Annotated in this window: 10 protein-coding genes; 4 read left to right on the forward strand and 6 right to left on the reverse strand. The window is 53.6% G+C overall.

What is annotated here, in order from left to right; translation table 11 throughout:
- Window positions 1–139: 139 nt before the first annotated feature.
- The 3 genes from PGR79_RS17690 to nlpE are packed head-to-tail and all read left to right on the forward strand — an operon-like array spanning window position 140 to window position 1836.
- Window positions 140–685 carry a YaeQ family protein gene (locus PGR79_RS17690; protein WP_045376632.1) on the forward strand — a complete coding sequence of 182 codons (546 nt, stop codon included), beginning with the start codon at window positions 140–142 and terminating at the stop codon, window positions 683–685.
- Window positions 682–1095 (forward strand): alternative ribosome rescue aminoacyl-tRNA hydrolase ArfB, encoded by a 414-nt coding sequence (gene arfB, locus PGR79_RS17695; RefSeq protein WP_045390167.1) that lies wholly within the window; start codon window positions 682–684, stop codon window positions 1093–1095. The genes PGR79_RS17690 and arfB overlap by 4 nt, the downstream gene beginning before the upstream one ends.
- Window positions 1096–1137: 42 nt before the next feature.
- Window positions 1138–1836: an envelope stress response activation lipoprotein NlpE gene (nlpE, locus tag PGR79_RS17700; protein ID WP_087860832.1), complete on the forward strand. Its 699-nt coding sequence runs from the start codon at window positions 1138–1140 to the stop codon at window positions 1834–1836.
- Window positions 1837–1898: 62 nt separating this feature from the next.
- On the opposite strand, the gene proS is transcribed toward nlpE, so the two are convergent.
- The 6 genes from proS to metN form a co-directional block, all read right to left on the reverse strand.
- On the reverse strand, window positions 1899–3617 hold the full coding sequence (gene proS / locus PGR79_RS17705) for a proline--tRNA ligase (protein WP_113374447.1): 1719 nt from the start codon (window positions 3615–3617) through the stop codon (window positions 1899–1901).
- Between the two features lie 112 nt (window positions 3618–3729).
- Complete coding sequence (tsaA, locus tag PGR79_RS17710) at window positions 3730–4437, reverse strand: tRNA (N6-threonylcarbamoyladenosine(37)-N6)-methyltransferase TrmO (RefSeq protein ID WP_020079574.1); 708 nt, start codon at window positions 4435–4437, stop codon at window positions 3730–3732.
- A complete protein-coding gene (gene rcsF / locus PGR79_RS17715) occupies window positions 4434–4841 on the reverse strand; it encodes an Rcs stress response system protein RcsF (protein ID WP_015704458.1) in 408 nt (135 codons plus the stop codon). The genes tsaA and rcsF overlap by 4 nt, the downstream gene beginning before the upstream one ends.
- A gap of 108 nt (window positions 4842–4949) precedes the next feature.
- Entirely contained in the window at window positions 4950–5765 is an 816-nt protein-coding gene (gene metQ / locus PGR79_RS17720; RefSeq protein WP_113374448.1) for a methionine ABC transporter substrate-binding lipoprotein MetQ, read from the reverse strand.
- A gap of 43 nt (window positions 5766–5808) precedes the next feature.
- Complete coding sequence (locus PGR79_RS17725; protein WP_045390177.1) at window positions 5809–6462, reverse strand: methionine ABC transporter permease MetI; 654 nt, start codon at window positions 6460–6462, stop codon at window positions 5809–5811.
- The gene (metN, locus tag PGR79_RS17730; RefSeq protein WP_087860830.1) at window positions 6455–7486 is read right to left on the reverse strand and encodes a methionine ABC transporter ATP-binding protein MetN; all 1032 of its coding nucleotides are present in this window, start codon (window positions 7484–7486) and stop codon (window positions 6455–6457) included. Before metN ends, PGR79_RS17725 begins: the two co-directional genes overlap by 8 nt.
- A gap of 188 nt (window positions 7487–7674) precedes the next feature.
- Here metN and gmhB point away from each other — a divergent pair, with 188 nt between their 5' ends.
- A complete protein-coding gene (gmhB, locus tag PGR79_RS17735) occupies window positions 7675–8241 on the forward strand; it encodes a D-glycero-beta-D-manno-heptose 1,7-bisphosphate 7-phosphatase (protein WP_047044557.1) in 567 nt (188 codons plus the stop codon).
- The last annotated feature ends 394 nt before the right edge of the window (window positions 8242–8635 follow it).

Here is an 8635-nt window from a genome sequence, read left to right on the forward strand (position 1 = left end):
ATAAACTCTGTTTAGCAAGGTGACTATACCATAGTCATCTAAGCAATATCAGCAGGATGAAAGGAGTACCTGCGATTGCCGACAGCCTTTTGTCGCCAGTTTCGCTACAATGTACGCCATTTTTTTCAGGAGTTTATTCATGGCGCTGAAAGCGACGATTTATAAAGCTGTGGTGAATGTTGCCGATTTGGATCGCAACCAGTTTCTGGATGCTAACCTGACGCTGGCGCAACATCCCTCAGAAACCCAGGAGCGTATGATGCTGCGCCTGCTGGCGTGGATAAAATATGCCAACGAGCGCTTGCAGTTCACCCGCGGGTTGTCCTCGGATGATGAACCGGAGCTGTGGCAATTAAACGACCATTTGGGCGTCGATCTGTGGATTGAGCTGGGGTTACCGGACGAGAAACGCCTCAAGAAAGCCTGCTCGCGGGCGCAGGAGGTGGCGCTGTTTGCCTATAATAGCCGAGCGGCTGAAATCTGGTGGCAGCAGAATCAGAACAAGCTTGCGGCGTATCCGAAGCTGACCATCTGGTATCTTGATGATGCGCAACTGGCGCAGCTGAGCGCTTTTGCCGATCGCACCATGACGCTGCAGGCAACCCTGCAGGACGGGGGTATCTGGTTATCTGACGATCGGAATAATCTGGAAATTCATTTAACGGCCTGGCAGCAGCCGGCATGATAACGATTAGCCGCAGCGTTTCCATCCCGGATGAGGAGATCTCGCTTACCGGGGTCCGCGCACAGGGGGCGGGCGGTCAGCATGTGAATAAGGCCTCGACGGCGATTCACTTACGTTTTGATATTAAAGCATCGAGCCTGCCTGAGTTTTATAAAGAACGCCTGCTCGCCGCCAGTCACCACTTAATTTCTGCTGACGGTGTGGTTATCATTAAGGCTCAGGAATATCGCAGCCAGGAGATGAATCGCGAAGCGGCGATCTCGCGACTGGTTACGCTGATAAAAGAATTAACCGCAGTGCAAAAAAGCCGCCGGGAGACGCGACCGACTCGGGCGTCAAAAGAGCGACGACTTGCCTCCAAGGCGCAAAAGTCCTCAGTCAAAGCGCTGCGTGGGAAAGTTCGCCATTAAGAGGCGTGGCGGACGGGTGGAATGGATTATAAGGAATTCACAGTGAAGAAAATTGTATTTTCGCTCGCAGCGGCCTGTTCGCTCTTTGCGCTGTTTGGCTGCAATCATCGCGCTGAGGTGGAGACGGTTCAGCCGGCGGCGATGGAAGAGCTGAAACCGATGCAGCAAAGCTGGCGCGGTATTTTGCCTTGCGCGGATTGCGAAGGGATTGAAACCTCTTTGTTCCTTGAGAAAGATGGCACCTGGGTAATGAATGAACGTTATCAGGGCGTTAGCCGCGAGCCGTCATCTTTCGCTTCATATGGGACCTGGGCGCGTACCGCCGATAAACTGGTCTTGACCAATAGCAAAGGCGAGAAATCCTACTATCGGGCGAAAGGCGACAAGCTGGAAATGCTCGATCGTGACGGCAACCCGATTCAGTCAACGCTTAACTATACGCTGGAGTCGGTGAAAGCCAGCCTGCCGACGACGCCGATGGCAATGCGCGGGATGTATTTCTATATGGCGGATGCGGCAACCTTTACCGATTGCGTCACAGGTAAAACGGTGGCCGTTGCCAATAACGCTCAGCTTGAACGTGATTACGCCGCCGCGCGCGGGACCGATACTCGTCCGGTACTGCTGGTGGTAGAAGGGCACTTCACTCTCGAAGCGAACCCGGATACCGGCGAGATGATGAAAACGCTAATGACGGATAAAGACAGTAAATTTATTCCAGGTAAAGATTGCGGTAAGTAATCCGTGCAGTTGTAATTAAAAAGGCCTCGCTATTGCGAGGCCTTTTAGCTTTAAAGGGGAAATTAACCTTTAATTTGCTGCACCAGGTAATTCACAATATCCCCGGTCTTAATCAGCTGTTTCTCGCCGTTGCGACGATGTTTATATTCAATATCATCGTTGTCGAGGTTACGATCGCCAAGCACGATGGTATGAGGGATGCCGATCAGCTCCATATCGGCGAACATCACGCCCGGACGCTCTTTACGATCGTCCATCAGCACGTCGATGCCATGCGCACGCAGTTCAGCATAGAGTTTCTCGGCCAGCTCCTGCACGCGATAGGACTTGTGCATGTTCATCGGCAGAATAGCGACCTGGAACGGCGCGATAGCGTCCGGCCAGATAATCCCGCGATCGTCAAAGTTCTGCTCAATAGCGGCGGCCACCACGCGGGTCACCCCAATGCCGTAGCAGCCCATGGTCAGGATCTGGTTGCGGCCATCTTCGCCCTGCACCGCGGCATTCATTGCTTGAGAGTACTTGGTGCCCAGCTGGAAGATGTGGCCCACTTCGATACCGCGTTTGATAAGCAGAGTGCCTTTTCCATCCGGGCTCGGATCGCCGGCAACGACGTTACGAATATCAGCAACTTCCGGAGTCGCGACATCGCGATCCCAGTTGATGCCGAAGTAATGTTTGCCATCAATGTTAGCGCCGGCGGCGAAATCGCTCATGGCCGCGACGGTACGGTCGATAACTACCGGAATCGGCATGTTAACCGGACCGAGAGAACCCGGGCCCGCGTTAACGAGAGCGCGGATCTCTTCTTCGCTGGCGAAGGTCAGCGGGCTCGCGACCTGCGGCAGTTTTTCCGCTTTTACTTCGTTGAGTTCGTGATCGCCGCGTACCAGCAGGGCGACCAGCGGGTAGCTGCTATCTTCTACCGCTTTCACCAGCAGGGTCTTCACGGTTTTTTCGATTGGCAGATTGAACTGCTCAACCAACTCGGCGATGGTTTTCGCGTTCGGCGTATCCACCAGCGTCATCTCTTGCGTCGCTGCTGCGCGCGGTTCTTTCGGCGCGACGGCTTCGGCAAATTCAATGTTCGCCGCGTAGTCGGAGCTGTCAGAGAAGATCACGTCATCTTCGCCGCTCTGCGCCAGTACCTGGAACTCATGGGAAGCGCTACCGCCGATCGAACCGGTGTCAGCCTGTACCGCGCGGAAATCCAGCCCCATACGGCTGAAGATTTTGCTGTAAGCGGTATACATCGCGTCGTAGGTTTCCTGCAGCGATTCCTGAGAGGTATGGAAAGAGTAAGCATCTTTCATCAGGAACTCACGGGAGCGCATCACGCCGAAACGCGGGCGAACTTCATCGCGGAACTTGGTCTGAATCTGGTAAAAGTTCAGCGGCAGCTGTTTGTACGAGTTCAGCTCATTGCGAATCAGGTCAGTAATGACCTCTTCGTGAGTCGGCCCGAGGACGAATGGGCGATCGCCACGATCGGCAATGCGCAGCAGCTCAGGGCCATATTGCTCCCAGCGACCGCTCTCCTGCCACAGTTCAGAAGGCTGAACTACCGGCATTAACACCTCGATAGCACCGGCGTTGTTCATCTCTTCACGCACGATGTTCTCGACTTTTTTCAGAACGCGCACGCCGGTCGGCAGCCAGGTGTACAACCCTGAGGCCAGCTTGCGGATCATCCCGGCGCGCAGCATCAGCTGATGGCTGATGACTTCGGCGTCGGCAGGTGTCTCCTTCAGAGTGGAGAGCAGATATTGGCTAGTACGCATGTTGTTACGGTTCCATTTGGACGATCGGAACAGGCTGGAGAGCCAGCCTGAAACAAAAAAAGTGGTTTAGTTTACCAGTGTGGCAAAGATGCCAAAAGAGAGGAAAATAAAATTAGCGCGGTTCGAGAGAAAAGACTTCAAAACCGGAGGGGATTACCCGCCAGCGCACGTTGAAATCGAGCAGCCAGACGGCGTAGGTTTTCCCTGCTTCTTCCTCTTTGCGATAAGCCGGACGCGGATCCTGCGCCAGTACTTCACGGATAAACGCTTTGATATGCGGGTAGCGTTTTTCCAGCGTCAGTAACTGTGCTTCTATTTCCGGCGTAAAGCTGACATTCATGCCTGCCAGCGGCGCCTGTTGCGCATAGCTGGCGCTGGCATCAGGCAGGGCTTCGGCAAAGGGAAGATAAGGTTTGATATCAACCACCGGCGTGCCGTCAACGAGATCGAGGCTGCCAAGTTCCAGTATTACCTGATCCTTCTGGCAGCGAACGCCTTTCAGTTCAACCAGCGACATGCCGATAGGGTTGGGGCGAAATGTCGAGCGGGTCGCGAAGACGCCCATGCGCGCGTTGCCGCCAAGGCGGGGAGGGCGCACGGTCGGGCGCCAGCCGCCAGCCATGGTCTGATGAAAGACGAACAGCACCCACAGATGGCTGAAGTTTTCCAGTCCACGCACGGCGTCAGCCTGGTTATAAGGCGCTAATAGATGCAGTTCTCCGCCGCCGTGTTCAACCAGACCAGGCTGGCGAGGAACGGCAAACTTCTCTTTATACGGCGAGCGGATGACGCCTATCTGCGCGAACTGAAATGCACTCATTGCGCCGAGACGTTAAGCGCTGAACCCAGGCAAACGGCCTGACGGTAGCAGCCTGGCGTACCGCTGGTCACTTCGCAGCTGTGCAGCAGCACGGCGTTGGCCTTCATTTTGGCCGCGTTGATTTGCATGCGTTTACGGGCGGTCGGGATGTTCGGCGGGGAGTCCTGGTTTGAAGCCTGGCATGATTCGCCGCTCACTTCACCCAGATCGCGGAAAGGTTTCCCTACCAGCGCGGCGGCATCGGTATAGATTCTAACCGGTGCGGGACGTGAGACTTTTGGTTTAGCCGTTTCCGTCTGGACTGGCGTGGTTGCGGTGCTTTTAACAGGCTCAACGGGGGATCTGCTTAGCATAGAACAACCGCTTAACATGAGTGCTAACAAACAGACCGGTAAAGCACGCATAGTATTTCCTCAATGAATTATAAAACAGGGCGCTATTGAATCAGGTGCTTGCATAAATGACAAGACGGGCATAAAGCCCGTCCTGAATGATATTACGCTGAAAGCAGATTACCAGCCTTTCACTGCGCCACCGTTAAAGATTTTGTTAGCGGCTTCGTAAACTTCATCGCTTTGGTAAGCCTGAACAAATTTCTTAACATTTTCCGCGTCTTTATTATCTTCGCGGGCGACGATCAGGTTTACGTATGGCGAGTTTTTATCTTCAACGAAGATACCGTCTTTCGCCGGCGTCAGGCCAATCTGGCTGGCGTAGGTGGTGTTGATGACCGCCAGAGCGATCTGCGCGTCGTCCAGAGAACGCGGCAGCTGTGGCGCTTCCAGCTCAACAATCTTCAGGTTTTTCGGGTTTTCAACCACGTCCAGAGACGTCGGCAGCAGGCCTACGCCTTCTTTCAGTTTAATCAGACCCACTTGCTGCAGCAGCAGCAGAGAACGGCCGAGGTTGGTCGGGTCATTCGGTACGGCAATCTGTGAGCCCGGCTGCAGTTCGTCCAGAGATTTGATTTTCTTCGAGTAGCCAGCGATCGGATAGACGAAGGTGTTACCGACGGAAACCAGTTTATAACCGCGATCTTTAATCTGCTGGTCGAGATACGGTTTGTGCTGGAAGGCGTTAACGTCGATGTCGCCTTTGCTCAGCGCTTCGTTCGGCAACACGTAGTCGTTGAAGGTTACCAGCTCAACGTCGAGGCCATACTTCTCTTTTGCCACTTTCTGCGCGACTTCAGCAACCTGCTGTTCCGCGCCGACGATCACGCCGACTTTAATATGGTTAGGATCTTTTTCATCCTGACCGCAACCCACCAGAGCCAGAGAACCGATTAATGCGCCAACTGCCGCAAAGGTTTTTAAATTAAAGGCCATGTTATTTCCTTCCTGTAAGAATTAGTGTTGTGTGTCAATAACGTTATTTGTGAGTCACAGCCCGGACGATACGATCGCCAGAGAATTGAATTAAATAAACCAGAATAACCAGCAATACCAGTACGGTATTCATTACCGTCGCGTTATAGCCGATGTAACCGTACTGATAGCCAATCTGACCCAGACCACCGGCACCGACCGCACCGCCCATCGCGGAATAACCCACCAGGGTGATGAGTGTGATGGTGGCGGCGTTCACCAGACCCGGCAGCGCTTCAGGGAGCAGAACTTTACGCACGATCTGCAGCGGCGTTGCGCCCATCGCGCGTGAGGCTTCGATAAGCCCGGTTGGGATCTCCAACAGCGCGTTTTCCACCATACGCGCGATAAACGGCGCGGCGCCAACCGTTAATGGCACAATCGCTGCCTGCAGGCCGATCGAGGTACCGACGATCACGCGGGTAAACGGAATCATCCACACCAGCAAAATAATGAATGGAATCGAGCGGAAGATATTCACCAGCGCCGATAGCGTACGATACAGTCGGGCGTTGGCGGCAATCTGCCCCGGACGGGTAACGTACAGCAGTACGCCGACCGGCAGGCCGAGCACAAAGCCAAAGAAGCCGGAGACAAACGTCATAGCCAGCGTTTCCCACACGCCGCGAACCAGCAGCCAGATCATTGGTTCAGACATATCCCAGTACCTCTACTTTTACATGATGTTCCTGCAGCCAGGCGATCGCCGCCTGGGTATCTTCTGGTGTGCCGTGCATTTCAGTCAGCATGATGCCGAACTTCACTCCGCCGGCGTAATCCATCTGCGCGCTAATAATGTTGTTATTCACATTAAAGCGGCGGGCGGTTTCCGACAGCAGCGGCGCATCGACGGAATGGCCGGTGAACTCCATACGCAGCATCGGCACGCTGTCAGGCAGCGGCGTGGGCTTCAGGCGCGCCTGATAGTCATCCGGAATATCCAGATGCAGGGTAGATTGAATGAACTGTTGGGCGAGCGGCGTCTTAGGATGGGAGAAGACTTCGCTCACGGTGTCCTGCTCGATCAGTTGACCATTGCTAATGACCGCCACGCAGTCGCAGATACGTTTAACCACGTCCATTTCATGGGTGATCAACAGAATGGTCAGCCCCAGACGACGGTTAATGTCTTTTAACAGTTCGAGGATCGAACGGGTCGTTGCCGGGTCGAGCGCGCTGGTGGCTTCATCGCACAGCAGCACCTTTGGATTGCTGGCCAGAGCACGGGCAATCGCCACGCGTTGTTTCTGGCCGCCGGAGAGGTTTGCCGGATAGCTGTCGTGCTTATCGCCAAGACCAACCAGGTCAAGCAGTTCATTAACGCGGCGTTTGATTTCCGCCGGCGGCGTGTTGTCCAGCTCAAGCGGCAGCGCCACGTTGCCGAAAACGGTACGTGAAGCAAGCAAATTAAAGTGCTGGAAGATCATGCCAATCTGACGGCGCGCGCGAGTCAGTTCTTTTTCAGTCAGCGCGGTGAGTTCCTGGTTATCAACCTGCACGCTACCTTCGGTTGGGCGTTCCAGCAGGTTAACGCAGCGAATCAGCGTACTTTTACCTGCGCCGGAAGCGCCGATCACGCCGTAAATTTGCCCGGCAGGGACATGCAGGCTGACATCGTTCAGCGCCTGTATGGTGCGGTTCCCCTGCTGGAACACTTTGGTAATATTCGAAAGTTTAATCATCAGTTATTTATTATCGTTTAGCCGTTTGCCGTGGCATTTTCTTCTGCCGTGTCCAGGCGATGCCTGTCAATGAAATGGATGTTAAGGCATCCAGACGTCTAAATCAATCTGACTCTTTATAATGAGCACTTTCTTGCATGCCGAAACATGCGATACTAACGGCATTAGCCTTTATCAGGAGCAAACCGGTGGCAAAGTCTGTACCCGCAATTTTTCTCGACCGTGACGGCACGATTAATATCGATCATGGTTATGTCCACGAAATCGACAACTTTGAGTTTATCGACGGCGTCATTGATGCCATGCGTGAACTAAAGGCAATGGGATTTGCGTTAGTGCTGGTGACCAACCAGTCAGGCATCGCGCGCGGTAAATTCACGGAAGCGCAATTTGAGACCCTCACCGAATGGATGGATTGGTCGCTGGCAGACCGCGGCGTGGATCTCGACGGTATCTATTATTGTCCGCATCACCCGCAGGGGAGCGTTGAAGAGTTCCGCCAGACCTGCGATTGCCGTAAGCCGCATCCAGGGATGCTCATTTCCGCACGCGATTTCCTGCATATTGATATGGCCGCTTCTTATATGGTGGGCGATAAACTCGAAGACATGCAGGCGGCTGCGGCGGCGAATGTCGGAACGAAAGTGCTGGTGCGTACCGGTAAGCCGGTTACCGAAGAAGCGGAAAGCGCCGCAGATTGGGTGCTAAATAGCCTGGCGGACCTGCCTGCGGCTATCAAAAAGCAGCAAAAATAAGCGTTACGTATAAAAGATGAGCGGTTGAAATAAAAATGTATTTTTCCGCTTGTCATTCCCGGCGGGCTCCCTATAATGCGCCTCCATCGACACGGCGGATGTGAATCACTTCACACAAACAGCCGGTTCGGTTGAAGAGAAAAATTCTGAAATTCAGGGTTGACTCTGAAAGAGGAAAGCGTAATATACGCCACCTCGCGACAGAGCGCTAAAGCGCGTCGCAACTGCTCTTTAACAATTTATCAGACAATCTGTGTGGGCACTCAAAGTGACATGGATTCTTAACGTCCTCGGACGAAAAATGAATACCAAGTCTCTGAGTGAACATACGTAATTCATTACGAAGTTTAATTCACGAGCATCAAACTTAAATTGAAGAGTTTGATCATGGCTC

Source organism: Klebsiella sp. 141161 (assembly GCF_050600815.1).
GTDB classification, from domain to species: Bacteria; Pseudomonadota; Gammaproteobacteria; order Enterobacterales; family Enterobacteriaceae; genus Klebsiella; species Klebsiella aerogenes.